This window comes from Phyllobacterium sp. 1468, assembly GCF_031455525.1.
In the GTDB taxonomy this organism is placed as follows: domain Bacteria; phylum Pseudomonadota; class Alphaproteobacteria; order Rhizobiales; family Rhizobiaceae; genus Phyllobacterium.
In genome coordinates, this window is the sequence record NZ_JAVDSX010000003.1 from 120949 (window position 1) to 143532 (window position 22584).

Annotated in this window: 21 protein-coding genes; 10 read left to right on the top strand and 11 right to left on the bottom strand. The window is 56.2% G+C overall.

Annotated elements, in window-relative coordinates; translation table 11 throughout:
• Window positions 1-83 precede the first annotated feature (83 nt).
• Entirely contained in the window at window positions 84-1745 is a 1662-nt protein-coding gene (locus J2X72_RS09775; protein ID WP_209998133.1) for an L-lactate permease, read from the bottom strand.
• A gap of 286 nt (window positions 1746-2031) precedes the next feature.
• Between J2X72_RS09775 and J2X72_RS09780 the strand changes: the two genes are divergently transcribed.
• A complete protein-coding gene (locus J2X72_RS09780) occupies window positions 2032-3186 on the top strand; it encodes an FUSC family protein (protein WP_310071327.1) in 1155 nt (384 codons plus the stop codon).
• A gap of 25 nt (window positions 3187-3211) precedes the next feature.
• Here J2X72_RS09780 and recF read toward each other — a convergent pair whose 3' ends face one another.
• From recF to J2X72_RS09830, 10 genes are all read right to left on the bottom strand, one after another.
• A complete protein-coding gene (gene recF, locus J2X72_RS09785) occupies window positions 3212-4372 on the bottom strand; it encodes a DNA replication/repair protein RecF (RefSeq protein ID WP_310071328.1) in 1161 nt (386 codons plus the stop codon).
• Window positions 4373-4389: 17 nt separating this feature from the next.
• Window positions 4390-5508 (bottom strand): DNA polymerase III subunit beta, encoded by a 1119-nt coding sequence (gene dnaN / locus J2X72_RS09790; protein WP_209998130.1) that lies wholly within the window; start codon window positions 5506-5508, stop codon window positions 4390-4392.
• Between the two features lie 174 nt (window positions 5509-5682).
• Window positions 5683-7176, bottom strand: coding sequence for a chromosomal replication initiator protein DnaA (gene dnaA / locus J2X72_RS09795; RefSeq protein ID WP_405044695.1), 1494 nt, complete (start codon window positions 7174-7176; stop codon window positions 5683-5685).
• Window positions 7177-8051: 875 nt separating this feature from the next.
• On the bottom strand, window positions 8052-8318 hold the full coding sequence (gene rpsT, locus J2X72_RS09800) for a 30S ribosomal protein S20 (RefSeq protein WP_209998128.1): 267 nt from the start codon (window positions 8316-8318) through the stop codon (window positions 8052-8054).
• Between the two features lie 144 nt (window positions 8319-8462).
• Window positions 8463-9236 (bottom strand): enoyl-CoA hydratase, encoded by a 774-nt coding sequence (locus J2X72_RS09805; protein ID WP_310071334.1) that lies wholly within the window; start codon window positions 9234-9236, stop codon window positions 8463-8465.
• Window positions 9237-9251: 15 nt separating this feature from the next.
• On the bottom strand, window positions 9252-10142 hold the full coding sequence (gene mutM / locus J2X72_RS09810) for a bifunctional DNA-formamidopyrimidine glycosylase/DNA-(apurinic or apyrimidinic site) lyase (protein ID WP_310071336.1): 891 nt from the start codon (window positions 10140-10142) through the stop codon (window positions 9252-9254).
• A complete protein-coding gene (locus J2X72_RS09815; protein WP_310071339.1) occupies window positions 10135-11379 on the bottom strand; it encodes a phosphopentomutase in 1245 nt (414 codons plus the stop codon). Before J2X72_RS09815 ends, mutM begins: the two co-directional genes overlap by 8 nt.
• Window positions 11380-11445: 66 nt before the next feature.
• Window positions 11446-12063 (bottom strand): pilus assembly protein, encoded by a 618-nt coding sequence (locus J2X72_RS09820; protein ID WP_310071341.1) that lies wholly within the window; start codon window positions 12061-12063, stop codon window positions 11446-11448.
• A 50-nt stretch (window positions 12064-12113) separates the two neighbouring features.
• Window positions 12114-12590, bottom strand: a complete 477-nt coding sequence (locus J2X72_RS09825; protein WP_310071344.1) for a pilus assembly protein — start codon at window positions 12588-12590, stop codon at window positions 12114-12116.
• 281 nt (window positions 12591-12871) lie between these two features.
• The gene (locus tag J2X72_RS09830) at window positions 12872-13315 is read right to left on the bottom strand and encodes a pilus assembly protein N-terminal domain-containing protein (protein ID WP_310071345.1); all 444 of its coding nucleotides are present in this window, start codon (window positions 13313-13315) and stop codon (window positions 12872-12874) included.
• A gap of 327 nt (window positions 13316-13642) precedes the next feature.
• Here J2X72_RS09830 and J2X72_RS09835 point away from each other — a divergent pair, with 327 nt between their 5' ends.
• The 9 genes from J2X72_RS09835 (at window position 13643) to J2X72_RS09875 (ending at window position 22517) form a co-directional block, all read left to right on the top strand.
• Entirely contained in the window at window positions 13643-13843 is a 201-nt protein-coding gene (locus J2X72_RS09835; protein WP_310071347.1) for a Flp family type IVb pilin, read from the top strand.
• A 39-nt stretch (window positions 13844-13882) separates the two neighbouring features.
• On the top strand, window positions 13883-14407 hold the full coding sequence (locus tag J2X72_RS09840) for a prepilin peptidase (RefSeq protein ID WP_310071350.1): 525 nt from the start codon (window positions 13883-13885) through the stop codon (window positions 14405-14407).
• A gap of 167 nt (window positions 14408-14574) precedes the next feature.
• The gene (cpaB, locus tag J2X72_RS09845; RefSeq protein WP_209998118.1) at window positions 14575-15369 is read left to right on the top strand and encodes a Flp pilus assembly protein CpaB; all 795 of its coding nucleotides are present in this window, start codon (window positions 14575-14577) and stop codon (window positions 15367-15369) included.
• 4 nt (window positions 15370-15373) lie between these two features.
• Window positions 15374-16930, top strand: coding sequence for a type II and III secretion system protein family protein (locus J2X72_RS09850; RefSeq protein ID WP_405044685.1), 1557 nt, complete (start codon window positions 15374-15376; stop codon window positions 16928-16930).
• A 14-nt stretch (window positions 16931-16944) separates the two neighbouring features.
• Window positions 16945-17625: a CpaD family pilus assembly lipoprotein gene (locus tag J2X72_RS09855; RefSeq protein WP_310071353.1), complete on the top strand. Its 681-nt coding sequence runs from the start codon at window positions 16945-16947 to the stop codon at window positions 17623-17625.
• A 46-nt stretch (window positions 17626-17671) separates the two neighbouring features.
• On the top strand, window positions 17672-18958 hold the full coding sequence (locus tag J2X72_RS09860) for a CpaE family protein (RefSeq protein ID WP_310071355.1): 1287 nt from the start codon (window positions 17672-17674) through the stop codon (window positions 18956-18958).
• Window positions 18959-18967: 9 nt separating this feature from the next.
• Window positions 18968-20449, top strand: a complete 1482-nt coding sequence (locus J2X72_RS09865) for a CpaF family protein (protein ID WP_209998112.1) — start codon at window positions 18968-18970, stop codon at window positions 20447-20449.
• Between the two features lie 21 nt (window positions 20450-20470).
• A complete protein-coding gene (locus J2X72_RS09870) occupies window positions 20471-21484 on the top strand; it encodes a type II secretion system F family protein (RefSeq protein ID WP_209998110.1) in 1014 nt (337 codons plus the stop codon).
• 10 nt (window positions 21485-21494) lie between these two features.
• Window positions 21495-22517 carry a type II secretion system F family protein gene (locus J2X72_RS09875; protein ID WP_209998108.1) on the top strand — a complete coding sequence of 341 codons (1023 nt, stop codon included), beginning with the start codon at window positions 21495-21497 and terminating at the stop codon, window positions 22515-22517.
• Window positions 22518-22584: the final 67 nt, after the last annotated feature.

The following is a 22584-nucleotide window of genomic DNA, read 5'->3' on the forward strand; positions in this document are numbered from 1 at the left end:
GTGATGAGCGGTGTTCTATTGCGCCGCAAAAAAATTGGCCCGGCCTGGACGCCGGGCCAATTTGGAAGAGATGAGATCCCTGTTTATGGAGCCGTCACGATCATCCATGGGAAGACATAGGCCTGGAGCATTACCAGGATACCCACAAGACACGCCAAAATGATCGAATGCTTGAAGACAAAGCGCAGGATCGTGCCTTCGTGCCCGTACCAGTTGGTAGCGGTCGAGGCAACGACGATGGACTGTGCGTCGATCATCTTGCCCATGACGCCGCCGGAGGAGTTGGCGGCGGCCATGAGAATGGGCGACAGGCCAAGCTGTTCCGATGTAATTTTCTGCAGATTGCCGAAGAGCACGTTGGAAGCCGTATCCGACCCCGTCAGTGCCACGCCGAGCCAGCCAAGCAACGTTCCGAAGAACGGGTAAAGCACGCCTGTTGCCGCAAAGGCCAAACCGAGCGTAGCATCGATGCCGGAGAGCCGCGTGAGCGTCCCGATCGCCAGCATGGCCGAGATGGTGATCAGGGAATAGGCGCAGAGCTTGAGGGTCCGCCCATAACTGCGGATCAATTCCAGCGGCGAATAGCCCATGATGAAGCCGGAGATGATGGCTGCGATGAGCATGCCAGAGCCCGTATAGGACAACCATGTGAATGCAAAAACAGCCTTTTCCGGGGTCGGAGTAGCGGCAATCGGTGCAACTTTAGCGATCATGTTGTTCAGGCCGGGGATCTCGTAGGTCAGCGTTGCCCAAGGATTGACCATTCCCTTGAACCAATCCGTCCCCCAGAGGAGCAGCACGGCGCAAACAATGATCCACGGCGTCAGCGAGGCCCAGACTTCCGCGCGGGTCGGTTCGCGTTTCGAGGCTTTCACCTGGGGGACCTGGCTGGCGGAATCATCGCGGATCCGCAGCTTGGCGGACGTCCAGATGACCTGCGGTTGCCAGACGCGAAGGAACCCGATGAGGCACGCCATCGAAACGAGCGATGCGCCGATATCGACGATCCATGGATTGACGAAGTTGGAGATCAGGAACTGCGGCACGGCAAAGGAAACGCCGGTCACGAGTATTGCGGGCCAGACTTCTTTCGTGCCCCTGTATCCGGCAAATGCCCAGACGACCCAGAATGGCACGATCAGCGAGAAGAACGGCAACTGGCGCCCTACCATGGCGCCGAGCAGGAAGGGGTCGATGCCGGTGACGCTCGACAGCCCGGCGATGGGCGTGCCCAATGCGCCAAAGGCAACCGGCGCGGTATTGGCGATCAGGGAAAGACCCGACGCCGCGAGCGGCGAAAATCCGAGGCCGATCAGGATCGCGGCGGTAACCGCAACCGGCGTGCCGAACCCGGAGGCGCCTTCGAAGAAAGCGCCGAACGAAAACGCGATGAGCAGAATCTGCAGGCGGCGGTCGCGGGTTACCCCGCCGATCGTATTCTGCAGCGTTTCGAATACCCCCCGCTCCACCGTGAGACGGTAGAGAAAGATAACGTTGAGGACGATCCAGCCGATTGGAAAGAAGCCGGTGACTACACCGAGCAACGATGCGCGGATCGATAATCCTGCAGGCATGGTAAAGAGGAAGATCGCCACCAGATTTGCAAGGATCAGCGCAATGATAGCCGCTATGTGCACCTTGACCTTGTTTGACGCGATCATCCCTAGCAAGACCACAACGGGTATTGCGGCCGCTATCGTCGAAAGAACAGAATTGTTGAAAGGATCGTAGACCTGATTCCACATAGCAGCGTACTCCACCATACTAGTATATGTGTCAGATTCGCCTATTTGTGACCCGTGGAGCGAAGAATGCAAGGGAGTGTCGCGAGAAACTTTTTGATAAGTCTCGCCAAAATAGAGAAAGTTTCTGGGAAGCCGCTCTTTGTTCCAAGATTTGGCGGCCCAAACTTGGACGGCAATGCTGCATTACTTGTTTCTGTACGCTGCCGGCCAAAAATCCGGTGATGATGGTTCCGGTGCTGCAACAGGTCATTGGGCAATAGGGCGAGGGTTCTGCTATTAGTCTGGCATGAGCTACGTCCAGCGCATTTTTCGTGATATCTCCGGTCTGTGGCGGGCACTCATGGGCGAGTTGCGCTCGATACATCATCCTGGGCCACGCATGATCGATGAGTTCGAGTGCGTGGTATCTGTCTTGCTCGCGATCGTCTTTGCCCATGCACTTGGGGCTCAGAATGTCGGCTGGGCGGCATTCAGCGGCTATATGGTCATGCGCTCGCATGTCTCGCAGAGCCTGATGCGCGGGAGCCTGCGCTTGGTTGGGACCGCAGCCGGTGCCGGCGTGGCGCTGCTCGTCGCGCCGGTTGCCGTTAAGTCACCGGCGGTCATGAGCGTCGCGCTCGCTGTATTCGGCGGCGTCAGCCTCTATTTCGCGCTGGTTGGCCGGCGCAGCTATGCCTGGTTGTTCACCGGGCTCACATTCTGCATGATCGTCATTGAAGGTATGAAACATCCGACCGAGAGCGTGCTGCCCTTTGCGCAGTCGCGCCTTGTTGAGATCGTGGCGGGTACTGTCGCTTGCATCCTGGTGAGTGCCGCCTCGACATTTTTCGTTCGGCGCAGGTTGAATGAGCAGGGCGGTGAAACAGCCGTGCAGACCGCTATACGGCATTCGTCGCTTTGGCATTCGGGCGCAGTCAGGCACTCGGTCGAGGCAGCGATCGCCCTTGCGTTCATTCCATGGATATGGGCGTGGCTGGGCATCACGTCGCTGGCGCAATCAAGTGTGACCATCATGGCGGTAATGATGATTCCGGTGGCAAGCCTTGGCGCAGACCCGCTCAATCCAGTGACCTCCAAGCTCGCGCTTCGCTTCGTCGGCTGCAGTGCCGGCGGCCTGTTGGCCATCGCAATCCTTTTCGCCAGTCATCACTCGCCGGTCCTCATGACGCTGGCCGTATGCCTCGGCGTGCTGGTGGGACGGCATATCGAAAACGGCAATGCGGCCACCAGCTACATCGGCACACAGTTTGTCCTGGCTTTCCTTGTGGTGCTCGTGCCGGATAGCTATTCCGATGCCGTCGTCGATCCGGGTATTGACCGATTGGCCGGCATCCTGATCGGAATTGTCATTCTTGAGCCGGTATTGATCCTGTCGCACTTTGTGCTCGGTCACGACTCTCGCAAAGTCCAAACACCGCCAACGCATGAATCAACGGAATGATCTTATCGACCGTCTATTGATATGCTCAGCCCGGTACTACCGCCCCATGCGAAACATCAAAGAACTGGGCTCGTCCTTCCAGGCTTTTGAACAGGGCCTTGTCGGTACCGGTCATGAAGGCCTGGCCCCCCAGTTCTTCTATGATGTCAAATAGCGCAGCCCTTCGGCCCTCATCGAGATGCGCGGCGATCTCGTCCAGAAGAAGGATTGGTGCCATGCCAGCAAGTTCGCCCGTCAACCGCGCATGGGAGAGAATGAGGCCGATAAGCAAGGCCTTTTGTTCGCCGGTCGAACAAAGTTCAGCCGGCATTGCCTTTGGCCGATGACGGACGAGCAGGTCGGAGCGATGCGGGCCATCGAGCGTGCGCCCGGCGGCACGATCACGACTACGCCCGTCATGCAGCGCACGCCGAAACGTTTCTTCCACGTCCGTTGCCGCTTCTAGACCGATGCGCTGCTCCAATTCGCCTTCGAGCAGGCAATCCGCCTTGGGGAAGGGGGTGTCATCGGGCAAGCGCTCGATCATGTTATTGATCAGGCGCATGAGTTCAGCTCGCGCTGCCGCAATAGCGATGCCAAGCTCGGCCATGGGCATTTCGATCGCATCGAGCCATGCATCGTTGCGCTCTTCGGTAAGCAGGCGGTTACGGCTGCGCATTGCCTTCTCGTAGTCGAGGACGCGCCTGCCGTGTGCAGGGTCAATGGCGAGGACCATACGGTCGAGGAAACGGCGACGATCAGCGGCGGGGCCTGTGAACAACCCGTCCATGGCCGGAACCAGCCAGAGGATGCGGGAGTATTCCAGAAGCTCGTCAGCGCCCGCCGCCGTTACGCCATTGATGCGGACGCGCCGCGCATTATCCCCGGGCGCATTGCCGGCAAGACCCGTGCCGACATCGACGGTACCCTCGGCGGTTTCGATGGCGGCGTGAATGGCAAACCCGTCGGCCGCATTGTTGCGGGTGACATCGGTATAGGTTGCACGGCGCAGACCCCGGCCTGGCGACAGGAACGAAATCGCCTCGAGCAAATTGGTCTTGCCCGCACCGTTCTCGCCGGTCAGCACCACATGCGAAGGCGCCAGCCGCAGCGACAGGTTTTCATAATTGCGGAAATTGGCAAGCTTCAGCCGGCTGATCGAAACGCGGGCCGGTTTGCCCGCGTCCATATTCGGATCATCGGTCATAAGTACGCTTGGCGGTGCTATACCCGCATTGGCATGAGCACATAAAGCGCATTTTCGTCGCCCGTATCGCGCACCAGCGTTGGCGAACCCGCATCGGCCAGCATGAAAATCGCCTCAGATCCCGTCAACTGGGCCGTGATATCAAGCAAATATTTGGCATTGAAGCCGATCTCGATCGGATCTGAGTCATAGTCCGCCGCAAGCTCGTCCGTGGCGCTTCCAGAATCAGGATTATTGACGGTTAGCGTCAACTGGCCGTCCGCGATGGTCAATTTGACGGCCCGGCCGCGCTCGCTCGAAATCGTCGAGACGCGATCGACAGCAGAGGCAAAGCTTTGTCGGTCGATCGTCAGCTTCTTGTCATTGCCGGAGGGAATGACGCGCTGGTAATCAGGGAAGGTGCCGTCGATCAACTTGGAGGTGAGGACGACCGAGCCAATCGTGAAGCGGATCTTGGTCTCCGAGAGTTCGACGGTCACGACGATGTCAGGATCGTCTACGAGCTTTTGCAGTTCAGCGACGGTCTTCCGCGGAATGATGATGCCGGGCATGCCTTCAGCGCCTGACGGGGCTTCGAGCTCGGCGCGGGCAAGGCGGTGGCCATCAGTAGCAACGGCCCGCAACTTCAGTGCACCGTCGCTCTCGATGGCATGGAGATAGATACCGTTGAGATAATAGCGTGTCTCTTCGGTAGAAATGGCGAATTGCGTCCGGTCGATCAGGCCTTTCAACGCAGTTGATGGCATGCGGAATGTGTGGGTGAAGGAGCCGGCTGTAAGCTCGGGAAAATCCGATTGCGGCAGACACTGCAGGCGGAAACTCGACCGGCCCGAGGTAACTGCCATGGAATTGCCGTCGGTATTGGTTGCAAGCAAGACTTCCGCTCCGTCAGGCAATTTGCGGACGATATCGTAGAGAAGGTGCGCCGGAACCGTTGTCGCGCCGGCCTGGTCCACTTGGGCCGCCGTCGCTTCCGTCACTTCGAGATCGAGGTCGGTTGCCTTGAGGGCGAGGCTTGCGCCATCAGCGTTCAACAGGACATTCGACAGGATCGGAATGGTGTTACGCCGTTCGACCACACGATGCACATGGTTGAGCGACTTCAGAAGATTGGAACGTTCAAGAGTTACACGCATGATAAACCGGTCTCGCTGACTTCAATTCCAGCCAAAGCACCGCGGGTTTGCCGCACTTTTCTGGAGAGGGAAACGCAATTTTCCCAAGGTCAGGCAAATTGGCAGATATTTACCGCAAAAAGCAAGTCTGCGGCTGGCAACAGTGTGCCATACCGCAGCCTTTCTGTTGATAAACTATTGAGCCTGGTCGTTGATCAAACGCTTGAGCAACTCTAGCTCTTGCGACAATTTCTGGTCCTTGCCGACGATATCCTCGATCTTACGGACCGCATGCAGAACCGTGGTGTGATCGCGACCACCGAAGCGGCGGCCAATTTCCGGCAGCGAACGGGGTGTCAGTGTCTTGGCGAGATACATAGCGATTTGACGGGGTTTAACGATAGTGCGCGTGCGCCGGTTCGATAGAAGGTCCTGCTTTGACACGTTGTAGTGCCGAGCAACGATGCGCTGTATCTCCTCTATGCGGATACGCTTGGCTTCGCCGCCGCGCATCAGATGGCTCAGGAGTTCATCGACGCGATCGACTGACAGATTAGGCTCGAACGTCTGGCGGAAGAGGAGCTGGTTGAATGCCCCTTCGAGTTCGCGGCCGCTGCCGGTGACAGACTGGGCAACGTGATCAAGAATTTCCGGCGAGATGTCGAGCGAATGGTCCTCGGTCTGGGCAGCCACGAGACGGCGCTTCAGGATTTCGAGGCGCATTGCATAGTCTGGCGAGATCATTTCAAGCGCCACACCGCCTTGAAGGCGCGAACGAACGCGCGGATCAAGCGATTCCAGCTCCGACGGCGGGCGATCCGCGGCCACGACCACCTGCTTGGCGCTGTCGAGCAGCGTATTGATCAGATGGCAGAATTCATGCTGGATCGACTTGCCCTGAAGAAACTGCATGTCGTCGATGATCAGCAGATCGATGTCGCGGAGCTGTTCCTTGAACGATAATGCATTGTTATCGCGGATGGCGGTTGCAAAGCGCCACATGAAATACTCGGCAGTGAGATACACGACGCGGGCACGTTCCGGACGCTTCAACGCTTCGGCAGCAATTGCTTGCAAGAGGTGCGTCTTGCCGAGACCGACGGAGGCGTGAATGAACAGTGGATTGAAACGGACGGCGCTGGCGCCTGCGTCAGCAATCGTGCGCGCAGCGGCAAGCGCAACGCGGTTGGGCGTGCCATCAACAAAGGTGTCGAATGTATAGCGCGGGTCGAGCGGCGAACCGAAGACGGAATTCTGGGCGCGGTCGACAAAATGGGTAGGCGCCTTCTTGTCCTGTGTGGTGTTGCCAACCGGAAAGACGGGCTTTTCGCGAAGGAGGGCACGGCTGTCAGCGCGCACCGTGGTTTCCGTATCGCAAGCCGGGCGGGTAGCGCGGCTGGCGCTGCGGAAAACAATCTCAACCTTGAGTGTCTGCTCATCTTCTTCACGCCAGAGGTCAGTGATCATGTCGCAGTAGTGATTGTTGATCCACGAACGCAGGAAGGCGGTCGGAACCGACAGGCGAACGATGCTCTTTGATGTCTCATCCAGTTTCAGTCGGCCGAACCAGCTTGAGTAAACCTCGCTTCCGAGTTTTGCTTTCAGCTTGAGCTTGACGCGCTCAAAAATAAGCTCCCCCTGGCTGCTGGCCGTGTCCATGGTGTCCCCTTCCATATGGAGCGGGACCATGGCTGCCTTTGAGCCGTTCTCCATTATTCCGCTGGTCATCGTCATCGCCTCATCCTGATATTGTCGTTCGGGTCACGCCCGTATTTTGCAAAATGAATTCCGGCCAACCGCCCCAGTGGTCAGCCCGAACAGTCTAAAAGCTAAAGGGTAGAGGTCTCAGCGATAACGCAGTGCCGGACTGAATAAATCTGGTCCAGAGTATGTATAACTACCACGTTCGCGTCCCTCTCGGTTTAGGCGCAATAAGACTCCCGCCCGGCTCTCGCCAGCGTCGTCGACTCGCTCTTGTTTTTGAAACAACTCAAATCGCAAGATTTGAGTACTGACAAATCTACCCGTCACGCAAACAATAACATCTGCGCCCGACCCTACATTTACTAAGCCTGTTAAATGGGTTTTTGCCCACCCCTTCGATGTCTGGACCTTACAAAAACCTTTGCAGGAAGGGCAAGTGCGCCCCAAGGGTTTTTTGATGAATTAAAGGTTAACGATTTTGCTTTTTTTTTTAAGAGTCTTTGAGACAAAGAGGAAAAATCGTTCTGATTCAAAGCCTTTTTTGGGCTGTACATTTTGTTGCAGTGCGGACTCTTGTTGGCAAAAAAAAATATTAAATTATCGCTTGACAGAGGCTGAGGCGAGAGATTCTCCCCGCCCGCTACACGGTACAACGACTACCTTCTATAAGTCGTTGAAAATAAAGGCAAATTGATGATTGACGCTTTTTGTCCTAGCAAGTTTGTGACCACCATATGTCATGGTTTTGATAAGCCACGATCTTTTCCTTGGGAAACGAATTTATTCCCACAGAATCACTCAAAACAAAAAACCCGGCTAACGAGCAGCCGGGTCTTCATATATAAAAATGACACTTTTGATCAGGCCGACATGCTCTTCAGCCGGGCCGACAGGCGGGACACCTTGCGCGAAGCGGTATTCTTGTGAAAGACACCCTTCGATGCGGCACGCATCACTTCCGGTTCAACCGCCTTGAAGGCAATGGAAGCGGCTTCCTGATCACCGCTTGCTACCGCGTCTTCGAACTTGCGAAGGAAGGTGCGCACACGGGAGCGCCGGGACTTGTTTACTTCGGTGCGGGCTTCGATCTTGCGCGCCGCTTTTTTGGCCGAAGGAGTGTTGGCCATGTTGCCTCTCTTTTCTGTCAGCTAATCGGCAGCGTTAAAGCGGCCGTCACAAAATAATAGGGCGGCCAGGAGGCCACCGAACGTTGTCGGGCTTATAGATGACGTTTGCTTTTGCGTCAACTTGGAATCTACGCGATTTTGCCCTTACCGGTTTTTGAAATCCGGCGCGCGTTTTTCCGCAAAGGCGTTCATTCCCTCCCGTTGATCCTCAAGCGCGAACATGGAATGAAACACACGCCGCTCGAACCTCAAGCCTTCTGCAAGCGTCGTTTCATAGGCGCGGTTAATGGTCTCCTTGGTCATCATGACGACGGGCAATGAGAAAGATGCAATTTTCGCGGCGACCTTCAAGGCCTCGTCGATCAGATGACTGGCGGGCACGACGCGCGAGACCAAACCGCTGCGTTCTGCCTCGTTGGCATCCATCATGCGACCGGTCAGGCACATGTCCATGGATTTCGACTTGCCAACAAAACGGGTGAGTCGCTGCGAACCACCCATGCCGGGCATGACGCCGAGTGTGATTTCCGGCTGGCCGAATTTTGCGCTATCGGCGGCAATAATAAAGTCGCACATCATCGCGAGCTCGCAGCCGCCCCCGAGCGCATAACCGGCGACGGCGGCGATCAGCGGCTTGCGCAACCGTGTCACCCGCTCCCATTCGCTAAAATAGTCGCCAAGATAAGCGTCGGCGAACTCCAGTGTTTGCATCTCCTTGATATCAGCACCCGCTGCAAAGGCCTTCTCCGAACCGGTGAGTACTATGGCACCTATGGTGTTGTCCTTGTCAAAAGCCTCAAGTGCTTGGGCAAGCTCGGCCAACAACGCCGAGTTCAAGGCGTTGAGCGCTTTGGGGCGATTGAGTTGAATGAAGCCGACCTTTTCGCGCGTCTCGACGATGATATTTTCGTAAGTCATCCGAACTCCTCCAAATCATTGCTGACAGACGGGACAATAAAACGTTGAGCGCCCGCTTTGAACCATGCGCGCCACCGTGCCATGGCAACCCTTACGCGGGCAAGGCCGACCCTCGCGGTCGTAGACGGAAAAGGAATGCTGGAAGTAGCCGAGCGCGCCGTCGGCTTGCCGATAGTCTTTGAGGCTCGATCCACCCGCCTTGATCGCGTCGCCGATGACAGAGCGGATCGAAATGGCAAGACGTCTGGACATGTCCGTGGCTGTGCCGTTCTCTCCTGCTATGCTCCCGGCCATACGCGATGGCGAAAGCTCAGCCCGCCATAGCGCCTCGCACACATATATATTGCCGAGACCGGCTATGAGCCTCTGATCGAGCAGTGCGGCTTTCAATGGCGCGGCCTTGTTTGCAAACAACTTCGCCAGAAGCGTCCCGTCCAGACGGTTGCCCGTAGGTTCTGTACCGAGATCCTTGATCAACGGATGCACGTTGAGCTTGCCGGGTTCGGAGAACAACATAAACCCGAAGCGTCGCGGATCGTTGTAGATGATGCGTCGCTTGCCGTCTTTCGTGTCCAGATGCAGCACGACATGATCGTGTGCAACGCTTTTCGATCGGTCATGATGAAAGGCACCGGGCATATCACCACCGTCCTCGTGTTCTATACGGTAGGAGCCAGACATGCCGAGATGGCTGATCAGGCCAAGACCGTCATCGAGATGCGCAATGAGATATTTGGCGCGTCGTTCCAGCGCCACGATGTGACGGCCTGTCAGCCGCTTGGCGAACTGCTCGGGGAAAGGAAAGCGCAGATCCGGACGGTTTTGATCGACGGCAAGGATCGTCGAGCCCTCCATGACCGGTTGCAGTCCGCGTTTGACCGTCTCAACTTCCGGTAGCTCAGGCATTTGGAGAGAGGTCTCCGGTTCCCTTCAGGAAACTCTTGCCATGCGAGCCCGGCGCGATACCGAGATGGGCGGCGACCGTTTCTCCAATATCGGCGAAGGTCGGGCGAATACCGAATGAGGCGTGAGGAAGGTCTGGACCGTAGCAGAGGACAGGGACACGTTCGCGCGTATGGTCGGTTCCCTTAAAGGTGGGGTCGCAGCCGTGATCTGCAGTGAGAACCATAAGATCGCCCGGGCGCATTCTGGCCAGAGCCTCCGGCAGCCTCCGGTCGAAGGCTTCCAGCGCTGCCGCGTACCCCGGCACGTCACGCCTATGGCCATAGAGCATGTCGAAATCGACGAAATTGGTGAAAACTAGATCGCCGTCCTGTGCGTCGTCCATGGCGACCAGCGTTTCATCGAAGAGCGCCATATTGCCATTGGCCTTGCGCACCTGGCCGACGCCCCGATGAGCATAGATATCACCGATCTTGCCGATGGCGATGACCATGCGGCCCGCGTCTGTCAACCGGTCCAGCAATGTCGGCTCCGGTGGCGGGACAGAATAATCGCGGCGATTGCCGGTCCGCGTGAAGGTTGCCCGGGTTTCCCCGATAAAGGGCCTTGCGATGACACGGCCAATATTGAGCGGATCGACAAGCTCGCGAAGAATAGCGCAGAGTTCATAGAGCCGGTCCAAACCGAAATGCACCTCATGCGCGGCAATCTGAATGACGGAGTCGGTCGATGTGTAGAATATGGGCTTGCCTGTGCGGATATGCTCCTCACCATATTCATCGATAATGTCAGTCCCCGACGCGTGCTTGTTGCCAAGGATGCCAGGTATCTGTGCACGTTGCATGGCAGTTGCTACGAGACTGTCGGGAAATGCCGGAATTTTCTGGGGGAAATAGCCCCAATTGAACGTAACCGGCACGCCTGCAATCTCCCAATGGCCGGACGGCGTGTCCTTGCCTCGGGATACTTCTTCCGCCGCACCCCATAGTGCGGACGGAGCAATCGGCTCGCGAGGGAGCGGAAGATCCGACGCGAGATTGGCGGCGTGGAAGAGACCGAGTGCCTTCAGGTTCGGCAATTGGAGGGGACCGGAACGCAGTCCGGCCCGATCGCCAGCTCCGGCTGCGCAGGCTTCGACAATATGACCGAGTGTATTTGAACCTTCATCCCCAAACGCCTTTGCATCTGGCGCGCCGCCGATACCGAAGGAATCGAGTACAAAAAGGAAAGCGCGAGACATGCCTCACTCCGACAGGGTTGCGCCCCACAGATAGGTGAAACTTTGCGCAATGACAAATGTCTGGGATCAGCAGTCCGAACAGGCGACTGACGTACCCTGCCGCACGCGTCCGTAGGCAGTCTTGGGCATGGTTATCCCGATCGCCGAAGTGCCGTTTGCCGTCGTGATCACATTCTTCATATAGAAGGCCATGAGTGGCACATAGCCTATCGACATCTCGACCCGGATCACCGACGTATTCGGGATCAGCAGATTTGGATCAAGGGCCACTGCACTTCCGGCCACATAAGGTTTTGAATAGACCAGATTGACCTTGCGCCTCGACCACGCAACGGTCGCGGCATTGGCTGCAGATATGTTGATCGCCGTGATGGTGATCTGCGGCGTATCGCGCGTATAGGGCAAAAGCGTCGCCGATCCGATATCCATGATATCCTTGATATCCGCCTTGGTGATGGTCTGTTGCTGCGTAACCAGATCCGCGACCATGCTGGTGGCACGGCCGAGGTTCTTGTTGAGATCAAGTCCCGCAGTAGCCTCCACGCTACCCATATAGAGCGCGATCATGACAGGCGCGATCAGGGCGAACTCCAGCGCTGCGACACCGCGCCGATCGCGGACAAAGCTCCGCATCCATTTCAGCAACGAGACTTCTGTCGGTTTTTGTTTGTTATGGGCTTCCATGCGTCACACTTTTCGGAAGAATGAAGGAATGCTTGTTTGAAGGCGCGGGTTCAGAGATAGGGTTCGTTTCTCCAGGTCGCGGACGAGAAAAGCAGTATCTTTCCTGTGCCATCGATGGTGGCTATGCGCGGTTTCATCAGATCGGTAAAAATCGGCCAGCGATAAAAGACACGCAGCTGGTTGATCGTGCTGGCACCGCCCGGTGCGCTCGTGAACCCAGTTGAATTGACATCCCCACCAGTTTTGAGTGGGATCGTTTTCGGAACGAGGGCGAAGGACGCGTAGGTGCGCAAATCCACAACCAAATCGGGACAGTTCGCCGCCGGCATCAGCAGTCTGGCGCAAACCATTTGCTTCAACTGATTGAGATTGAGAGTCTTGATTTCACCGGTGCGCAACTGGCGTGCAATATCGTCCGTTGCGTTCGCCATGACCTGCTGGGCTGTAAAACTCAGGCTCACCTCGATTATAGCGAAGATCAGCAGGAAGAAGGGCAACGCTATCATCGCGAATTCGATCGCAACCATACCACGCTTGTTGGCAAAGAATCTCGCCGCGGTAGACCGTCGCGTGCTCCTCGGCCGATTATTCGCCTCGGCGGTGTCTCGAGTGCCAAAAAATTTATGGATTTTCCCGAACATAGTTTCCCCGCGCAATTAGCCCGAAGGAACTCTTACACATCAGATATTAGAATCTCGTTTGGGGACAACGGCAAATTGCTGGCAATGGATTTACTTTTTCTCAACCCTATCCCGCGCTGATGCCTGGAGTGAAGCGTTCTGCCGAAGGAATCCAAGTATGAGAGGCTTTAGTTAGCGCCGCCAATTTGCGAGTCCGATGCCTTCTCGGCCTCGGTTTTCTGCGCGGTTTCGCAATAGGGTGTGCACGAAAGCGTCTGGACATAGGCCCGGCGATAGACGCGGGTCGTATTGGCGACGCTGCGGCTGACCATGACCTGGTCATCGACGATTGCAGCGCCGTCCGCATCGATGATGACGATATTGGTGATGCCAAAACCCTTGCCCGTCAAAACGACTGTCCGCGAATCCTTGACAACCGCATCGGCAATCTCCGGGTCTCCAACGACCACGGTATCGGCTGGACGGGCGAGTTTGAGGATTCTTGCCTGGTTCATCACGATGTGGATGCCCGTATCGGCCTGCGTTGCCGGCGCAACCGACAAGACTGCAGCCAGGGTCAGCACCGTTGTGAGGACACAGGAACGGATGCTTCGGCTTCTGACGTGAACCATAGGATAGTCCTTCGAAAACTGTTCGGTTAACCATGGCGGGGATTGGTGAAGGAAAGCTTAAATCTTCAAATAGATGATGAAAGTATATGCGAGGCACCTGTTCCGCGGCGCCTTCGCCGGCGAGAATCGCCGGGCGGTTAAATTTGTAGAAACAGTATAGTTAGAATTTATACCAAATCGCGCCGGTATTTTTCATCCTCTGGTGACGTGATTTAAGGTTTCATGGTGGTTTACATTTTCGTAACGGTATTTCTTAAACCGAATGCAACGAGCGGCACCTAGTTTCCATGAGTATTCAGTGACGCCAAGGGCACGAGCGAGTTCGATATGAGACGACCCGTAAAGATCATCTTCGACGTCTTCGCCGATTTCTTGCGCGACAAATCGGGCGCGACAGCCATCGAATACACCTTGATCGCCTCGATCATCAGCATTGGCATTATGGTTGGTGCCGGCACGCTCGGCACATCGTTGAAGGATCTGTACGCGAGTTTCACCAATGACGTGACGGAAGCCGCCAACAGATGACCCGACAGGAATCGATCACTTTTTCGCCGGAACACAACCATGGTTGAAGCAGCTATACTCGTCATCTTTCCGTTTGCCATGGTGTTCGCCGCCACGTCCGACCTGTTGTCCATGACCATACAGAACAGGGTTCCTCTCATTCTGATTGGATCCTTCATCGTCCTGGCACCTTTGACGGGTATGGCGTGGGATGTTTATGGCATGCACTTTGTTGCGGCTGTGACAGTGCTTGCGGCCACTTTTGCCTTGTTTGCCACAGGAACAATGGGGGGCGGTGACGCGAAGCTCATGGCCGCCACGTCGCTCTGGTTGGGCTGGAATTTGGAACTGGTGCAGTACTTGGTCACGCTATCGCTGTTCGGCGGTATGTTGACCATGTTGATCCTGCATTACCGCAGCTCGTTTGTTGCACGGGTCTATACGGAGCGGTTTGAATTCATGCGTCGCCTCGCACAAAAAGGCGAAGGTGTGCCCTACGGAATAGCGCTCGGATTGGCCGGACTGCTGGCCTTTCCTTCGTCACCCCTCGGCCTTTGGGTTATCGATCGTCTTGCTCATAGTTGATTGATGTTTGGGTTTGATCCCGAAACGCAGTATCCGGGCCAAGCAATAGTAAACGTTAAGCGCCGTTAATCATACTTTTAAGCAATACGTTAACCTTAATTACACGATTAACACGTCAATATGTGACCAAAGTATCTAAGGCGAAAGTCTAGTGGGGCACATCATCAATGCAAAAAGCTCGTCTGGTCATATTAGTCGTAGCGGTCGCTGCCGCCGGCGCGGCCGGCTACATTGCCACACATATGAAGCCTAATGTTACGGTTGTCGCCGATGCCGGGCCGCAGATCAAACTGCAGGACGTTCTGGTCGCCACCGAAAATCTCGGCGTCGGTGCGGAGGTGCAAGGACAAATGCGTTGGCAGCAATGGCCAGAGGAAGCGGTCGCTGACGGATACATCAAACGTTCCGAACGACCCAATGCGGAAGAAGAATTGAAAGGTTCAACAGTCCGCTTGCAGATTTTCCCCGGAGAGCCGATCCGTGAAGCCAAATTGATCGGCAAGGGCCAGAGCTTCATGTCCGCTCAACTCCCGGCAGGCATGCGCGCTGTTGCGACGCAGATTGCAGCCGAGACCAGCGCAGGGGGGTTTATCCTGCCGGATGATTATGTCGATGTGATCATGATCCGGCAGATGGAGGGAGAGCAGAAGCAATACGCGACTGAAACCATTCTGAGCAACATTCGCGTGTTGGCGATCGACCAGACAATTCAAGAGGACGAAAAGGGTGACAAGACCAAGGTTGGTTCTACAGCAACGCTTGAACTCACGCCGGAGCAAGCTGAAATCCTGACCGTCGCTCAGCAGATGGCTGCTCGTCTGTCGCTGGTTCTGCGCTCCGTACAGGATGCTCAGGAACAGACGGGACCCGGGGCCGAATATCTCGTCAACTCACCCGGCAGGGCAGGCAACGTGAAGTTGATCAAGTCCGGGACCGTCACCGAAATTCTGGGGCGGAAATAATAAAATGGGAAGCGAGACAAAGATGTTCAAATACGGTTTCCGGTGCGCATCGATAGCAATGGCTTGCGCCCTCGGCTGCGCTCTTTCGGTTCCTGCCATCCAAAGCACGGCAATTGCCGAAAGCAGTGTGGTAAGGCTTAACCAAGGCCAGGGCATGAACAAGCGCATCAATCTCGGCCTGAACAAATCCCTGGTCGTCGATCTCCCGGCAGACGCATATGATATCCTCGTCGCCAATCCGAGCGTTGCCGACGCAGTGACCCGCACGGCACGTCGTATCTATCTCTTCGGCAAGCAAGTCGGGCAAACGAACGTTTTCGTTTTTGGACCGAATGGCGAGCAGCTGGCAAGCTTCGATCTGATGATCGAACGAGATGTCGCCGGTCTTGAAGACGCTTTGAAAAAGTATATTCCCGACTCGAACATTAAAGTCGAGCTGATGAATGACAACGTCATTCTGACAGGAACGGTGCAGACGCCGCTCGATGCGAAGAGGGCGACCGATCTCGCCACATTACTTGTTTCAGGCGGTGAGGCGACGACGGGACAATATCAGCAGACCGCTGTCAGCGGCGGGGCGGGTGGCACCAGTGTCGTCATCGGCGACCAGGACGAGGCGCGCCAGAAGAGCAAGATCGTCAATCTTATCCAAATCGCTGGCGACGATCAGGTCACGTTGAAAGTGACTGTGGCCGAAGTCAGCCGGACCGTCATGAAGCAGCTTGGCGTCAATCTGATTGCGTCCAGCAACAGCGGCAACGGAATAAGCTTTGCCAGTGAGACTCTCACCGGCCTAGGGACGCCCCTCTCGAATTCCCATCTTGGTGCAATCGGTTCGATCGGAAATACCACAATTGCGGCGTACTTGAATGCAATGGAACTCGCCGGTGTCATGAAGACGTTGGCCGAACCATCCTTGACAGCAATCTCCGGCGAGAAGGCTACGTTCAAGGTAGGCGGCGAATACAACATCTTTACGGGCCAGCAAGTGACCGAAGATGAAAACGGCAACTCCGTTACTACTGACCACAAGACCGTAGACTACGGCATCGGACTCGAATTCGTGCCGGTCGTTCTCTCTCCGGGCCGGATCAGCCTCAAAGTTCGCACGTCCGTTTCCGAGCCAACCCTGGAAGGTTCGCTCAAAGCCCCGGGAGTTAGCGGTCGGGGAGCACCGAACATCCTCTCCATACGCAAGCGGCTTGCAGATACCACGGTCGAATTGCCGTCGGGTGGATCGATGATGATTGCCGGCTTGATGCGTGATGACACGCGGCAAGCCATCTCCGGCCTTCCGGGCCTCTCGAAGGTGCCTATCCTCGGTACATTATTCCGCAGTCGCGATTTTGTCAGGAACGAAAGCGAACTCGTGATCATCATCACACCCTACCTCGTCCGCCCGGTTGCACGCACTGAGCTGGCCCGCCCTGATGACAACCTCAACGCGGCAAGCGATGCCGCCGGTATCTTCCTCGGCAGGGTCAATCGCGTCTACGGCACCAAGGAAGCAAGTCTGCCTGCAGGCCGCTACGAAGGCAGCGTCGGGTACATCTATAAATGAACGAGGAACGGATCATGTCGAACGTGAACAAAAAACTCCGCATGAAGCCGGTCCTGGCATTGCTGGCCGTTGCCCTGCTTGCAGGATGCGCCCAGCAACGCGATGTGACGGGAGGCATTCCAGATGACTACCGGACCAATCATCCGATCGTCATTTCGGAAAAAGAACAGGTCGCCGACATACCGGTCGGCCACGCCGATACGAGGCTGTCGATAACCCAGCGTAGCATTGTCGACCATGCTGCGGCCAATTACCGGGCAAACGGATCCGGCGTCATCCATATTCTCATTCCTGATGGTTCGCCCAATGAACGTGCTGCAGCGAGGTTGCGCGGGGATGTTGCCGCGACGTTACGGAAGAATGGCATAAAGCCCTTCAATATCTCCAGCGAACGGTATCAGGCTGGCCCGGAAGAATCGGCACCCATTCGCCTGTCCTATTCTGCCATGACAGCATCGACCAATACATGCGGCCAGTGGCCGAAGGATTTGCTCGAAACGGCCGAAAACAGGCATTACGCCAATTTCGGCTGCGCCAGTCAAAACAACTTTGCTGCACAGCTCGCCAACCCGGCCGATTTGCTCGGACCACGTGCAACGTCTCCGATCGATGCGGAGCGGCGAATTGTCGTGATCGATGACTACCGGAATGCCCCTTCGCCCGTGGCACCCACGGCACAGGAAGTACAGTACTAGACTTGGTCTTGAGCAACCAAATCTCTTCGAAAAGCGGAATGCTAAAATGAGTCAAGTGGCCTTCGAAACAAACAATCAGCCAGGAGATGGTGGCGAGCGATCGCCGGGTATTGGCTTGCACGCGCATCGGCCGATACCCCGCATATCGATTCAGGCATTTTGCGAAAGCGATGGCGTCGCGAAGCAGGTAGCTCGTGCCAGCGAAGACCGGCGCATGGCCAAAACCCACGTTCAGGTCCATATGGGCGGCGTAGACACCGCCGTTGAACTGTTTCAGACCGTGCCGACGCCCAATCTCATTCTGCTTGAAACCTCGGCGGCCCCGCGCGACATGCTGCAGAATTTGGCGGCTTTATCCGAGGTGTGTGACCCTTCGACCAAAGTCGTGATCATAGGACATTTCAATGATGTCTGGCTCTACCGTGAACTGATCCGCAACGGCATATCGGAGTATATGGTCGCACCAATCGACCTCTCGGAGATTGTCGGTGTCATAGGCGGCCTGTTCGTCGATCCGGAGGCAAAACCGCTCGGCCATTCGATTGCCTTCATCGGTGCTAAAGGCGGTGTCGGCGCCTCCACAATGGCGCACAATATCGCTTGGGCCATTTCGTCCCTCTTCAAGAACGAGGTGGTTATTGCCGACATGGACCTGCCTTATGGCACGGCGAACATCAATTTCGACCAGGACCCGGCGCAGGGAATAGCCGAAGCGGTCTTTTCACCCGAACGCATCGATGACGTATATCTCGACCGTCTATTGGCACAATGCGCCGAACATCTCTCCCTGCTGGCGGCACCATCGACGCTTGATCGAGTTTTCGATTTTCGCGACGATTCTTTCGCGCACCTGATCGACGTGGCGCAAAGATCCGTTCCCCACGTCGTTCTGGACGTACCGCACACATGGAACGGCTGGACGCGCACAACACTGGCCCGGGCCGATGAAGTCGTTATCGTTGCATCACCGGAACTGGCAAATCTGCGCAATACAAAAAACCTGCTCGATACCCTGAAGCAACTCCGCCCCAATGACGCCCCGCCAAGACTGATCCTCAATCAGGTCGGCGTACCCAAACGTCCTGAAATTGCACCCCTGGATTTCTGCAGCCCGCTTGGAATTTTACCGATTGCCAAGATACCTTTCGAGCCAGCGCTATTCGGGAGTGCGGCGAACAATGGCCGCATGTTGGCGGAAACGGATGGGGCTAATCCCATTGTTCAAAGCATTAACGAGATCGCGCATATTCTAACTGGTCGCATGACTCTGAAGCCCAAGAAGAAGCCTGGATTGTCGTCGGTACTCTCCCGGTTGAAGCGAAAGAAACAGTAAAGAGAAATCATGTTCGGTAAACGCGGTAATCCCCAATCCGGCGGGGCCGGTGGAAGCCAGGTTCAGGAGTTTCGGGCGCCAGTCCTGGAGACGGCGCTACCTCTTGGCGGAGGGGTCATCGCGCCGGCCGGACTGCCGCGGGATATATTGGAGCCGAAGCGTTCGCCCGTTGAACCGCCGAAGCCTGTCGTGCCGTTGCGTGAGAAAAACGAAGCTTATTACGATACGAAGTCGCAGGTTTTCGCCGCTCTGATCGATACGATCGACCTCGCGCAATTGTCGAAACTCGACCCGGAGGTGGCACGCGAAGAAATCCGCGACATTGTCAACGACATCATCGCGATCAAGAATTTCGCCATGTCAATCTCGGAGCAGGAGGAACTGCTCGACGATATCTGCAATGACGTTTTGGGCTATGGCCCACTCGAGCCTTTACTGGCGCGCGATGACATTGCCGACATCATGGTCAATGGCGCGCGCAAGACGTATATCGAAGTGCTCGGCAAGGTACAGGAATCCGGTGTTCGTTTCCGCGACAACCAGCAGCTGCTCAACATCTGCCAGCGCATAGTCAGCCAGGTTGGAAGGCGCGTCGACGAGTCCAGTCCCATCTGCGACGCACGTCTGCCCGATGGCTCGCGTGTCAATGTCATCGCACCGCCGCTTGCGATCGACGGTCCGGTCCTGACCATTCGTAAATTCAAGAAAGACAAGCTGACGCTGGACCAGCTTGTCCGCTTCGGCGCCATTTCTCCTGCCGGTGCCGAGCTTCTGCAAATTATTGGCCGCGTCCGTTGCAACATCGTCATCTCCGGCGGCACCGGCTCCGGCAAGACGACACTCCTTAACTGCTTGACCAATTATATCGACAAGGATGAGCGGATCATCACATGCGAAGATTCTGCCGAACTCCAGCTTCAACAGCCGCACGTGGTGCGGCTTGAGACAAGGCCGGCGAACCTGGAAGGCGAGGGCGAGGTCACCATGCGCGATCTCGTCAAGAATTGCCTGCGCATGCGCCCTGAACGGATCATCGTCGGCGAAGTGCGCGGACCTGAAGTCTTCGATCTGCTTTCTGCAATGAACACCGGCCACGACGGTTCCATGGGCACGATCCACTCGAACAGCCCGAGGGAATGTCTCAGCCGTATGGAATCCATGATTGCCATGGGCGGATTTGCTCTGCCGCAAAAAACCGTGCGCGAAATCATCGTGGGTTCGGTGGACATTATTATTCAGGCGGCACGGCTTCGCGATGGTTCGCGACGCATCACCCACATCACCGAGGTGATCGGCATGGAAGGCGAGGTTGTCATCACGCAGGACCTTGTCGTCTATGAGATCACAGGGGAAGACGCCAATGGCCGTCTCATCGGAAAGCACGTCTCCACGGGCATTGGCCGCCCGCACATGTGGGAGCGCGCGCGTTATTACAATGAGGATCGGCGGCTCGCCAATGCGCTCGATTCCATGGAAGCGGCGAAGCTGTGATGGTGGGATCGGAGCGCAGCAATGTTCGGGCTTGATCTCGCGCAGCTTGGTTTCATCGTGCTGGTTGTGTTCGCCGTTGCCGCTTTGGCCTACGTATTCTTCTTTGATTCTATTGCATGGCAGAAAAAGGCGGACGAACGACTGAAAGAGGTCAAGCTCGCCGCAACCGATAGCCTTGGCAAATTCACAGTTCGCGACAAGCAGGCCGAGGCGGTCAAGCGTCGCAAGTCGGTTCACGATACGCTGAAGGACCTTGAACAGCGCCAGAAGCTGCGCGACAAGAATATCAAGTCACCGCCGCTGAAAATGCTCATTCAGCAAGCGGGCATGAAGGTCACCATGCCGCGATTCTATCTCTATTCGGTTATCACAGGCATCGTGGTGACTGTGCTCGGCCTGATGTTCGGATCGCCGCTTTATCTTGCGCCGGGTTTATTCTTGGCGGGAGCCCTCGGCCTGCCGCGTTGGTTTATCTATTTCCGCCGCCGCCGCCGCATCAAGGCTTTCCTGAACGAGTTCCCGAATGCCATCGATGTGATTGTCCGCGCCATCCGTTCGGGTCTTCCGTTGAACGATGGAATCCGTCTCATAGCGCACGAAGCTCAGGAGCCCGTTCGCGGAGAATTCCGCCGCATCGTCGATGCTCAACAGGTCGGTGTCAGTATCCCCGATGGCGCTATGCGCATGTCCGAATTCATGCCCTGCTCGGAAGCCAGTTTCTTTGGCATCGTCATCCAGATACAGGCTCAGGCGGGCGGTAACCTGTCCGAAGCCCTAGGCAATCTGTCGCGCGTCTTGCGTGACCGGAAAAAGATGGCGGCCAAAGTTCAGGCGCTTTCCATGGAAGCAAAAGCTTCGGCCTATATCATCGGCGCACTGCCCTTTATCGTTGCCTTTTTGGTTTACCTGACGAGCCCGCAATACATCATGATTCTTTTCAACACCAGCACCGGCAATTTCATTCTTGCTTGCGCGGGGACGTGGATGTCGATCGGCATCCTGGTGATGAAGAAGATGATCAACTTCAAATTCTAGCGAGAGATGCATGGTAAACGCCTTTGCTAAAGCCATCCAGGACCCGGCATTCATTTTCGCTATTCTGGTCGGGGTATCCATTTTCGCCACGCTCGTCACATTTCTCATGCCCATGCTGTCGGGGGCGGGGCTTAAAACGCGCATGAAATCGGTTGCTCTTGAGCGCGACCAGATCAGATCGCGCGAAAGGTCACGTCTTGCTTCGGAAAGCGATAGCAGACGTAAGAACGGCAAGTCCCTGCGACTGACGGAACGACAAGGCGTACGCCAGTTTGTCGAAAGACTGGATCTGCAAAGGGCACTCGCGGACGAAAAGACGCTCGCCGCGCTGCGCATGGCGGGCTTTCGTGGACAGAACGCTCTCAATATTTTTCTGGCAGCACGTTTTGGCCTGCCGTTTGTCACGCTCGCTCTCGCGGTGCTCTATGTTTTCGGATTGGGCGGCCTTGCGGATAAATCGACGCTTATCCGATTGGCGGCCTGCTTTGCTGGCGCGTATGTTGGCTTCTATCTGCCAAATCTCTATGTGAGAAATGTTGCTGGCAAGCGAAAGCAATCCATACAAATGGCATGGCCCGATGCTCTGGACCTGTTGTTGATCTGTGTGGAGTCGGGAATGTCGATCGAAGCCGCTTTCAAAAAAGTATCGGAAGAGATCGGCGTCCAGTCGGGCGAGCTGGCAGAGGAGCTGGTCCTGACAAATGCGGAACTTTCGTTCTTGCCGGAGCGGCGCCAAGCCTATGACAATCTTGCGACCCGCACAGGCCTTGAAACCGTTAAGTCCGTGGTACAGGCACTGGTTCAATCGGAGCGGTATGGTACGTCGATCGGCACCGCATTGCGCGTTCTATCCGACGAGAGTCGCGAAATGCGTTTGATGGCGGCTGAGAAGAAGGCTGCAGCCCTCCCGCCAAAACTGACAGTGCCAATGATCCTGTTTCTGCTTCCCGTATTGTTCTGCGTCATTCTTGGACCCGCCGCCATTCAAATTCAGGCTCAGGGCGGCATATTCGGCCCCGCAACGCCCAAATAACCACATCATTTGGTTCGTGAAAAAGCCGCCTTATCGGCGGCTGTTTTTGCTGCGTCGCATGGAGCGA